Source organism: Corallococcus sp. 4LFB, assembly GCF_046520365.1.
Lineage (GTDB): Bacteria > Myxococcota > Myxococcia > Myxococcales > Myxococcaceae > Corallococcus > Corallococcus caeni.
In genome coordinates this window covers 1-944 of sequence record NZ_JBKGHJ010001100.1, presented here as the reverse complement: position 1 = coordinate 944, position 944 = coordinate 1, and the positions used below count along the sequence as shown (strand labels likewise).

The window sequence follows — 944 nt, the reverse complement described above, 5'->3', positions numbered from 1 at the left end:
CCAGCCCACCCACGCCGCCCGCGCCCCCCGCGGTGCAGCTCTCCGGCACCGACCCTCGCGTGCGGGACCTGCTGAAGGGGCTCTCCAGCGACGCGGACTTCGCGCGCTGGCTGGCCGCCGAGGATCTGGTCCGCCGCTTCGCCGCCTCCGCGAACCTGATCGCCGAAGGGCAGAGCCCGCGCATGCCCCTGTCCTTCATGGCACCCACGGGAGCCTTCCGCGTGACGAAGCGTCGCGGCCACACGGTGATGGCGCCGGAAAGCCATACCCGGTACGACGGGGTGGCCCGCGTCATCGCCTCACTGGACGGGAAGGCCGCGGGGCAGGTGTATCAGGAGCTCAAGCCGCTGCTGGACGCCGCGCACGCGGAGCTGGCCCCGCCGGGCCGGAGCCTGGACGCGACCCTGTCGCAAGCCATCGGGCGTCTCACCCGCGTCCCCGTCCCGAAGACGCCCCCGGAGCTCGCGCCCAAGGGCGCGCTCTACGTCTACGCGGATCCGGGCCTCGAAGCGCTGGGCGCGGCGGAGAAACACCTGCTGAGGATGGGTCCGGAGAACATGCGCAAGGTGCAGGCGAAGCTCACCGAGCTGGCGGCGGCCCTGGGCCTTCCGTCGGCGGAGCAGGCCCGCCAGCCGTAGCCCCCGAACCCCACGGACGCGGGATGTCTTGCCTTGAATGGGCAACGCTCGACTCGCATAGGGGGGCTTGCTCCACGGAGGAATGTCTGCTCCTGGCGCGGAGACGCATCTTCGTCGCGCAGGCGTCTGCGATAGGATTTGGGGCATGGGTCCCTATTCGCTTGTGGCTTCACCCTGCCTCACCTACCGTGCTATCCCTCACGCACAAAATGGAGGAGTCATGAGCAAGCTTGTGAAGTCCCTGCTGGCAGCCCATCCGCTTCCGGTTTAGCTTCCGCTCCCGAGGGAAGCCTCACGCTTGCGTCG

Annotated in this window: 1 protein-coding gene; it reads left to right on the top strand. The window is 69.7% G+C overall.

Features of this window, described 5'->3' with window-relative positions:
* Positions 1–638: DUF3014 domain-containing protein (locus ACLEQD_RS44315; RefSeq protein WP_410391920.1), on the top strand; the 638-nt coding region annotated here is incomplete at its 5' end.
* Positions 639–944 lie beyond the last annotated feature (306 nt).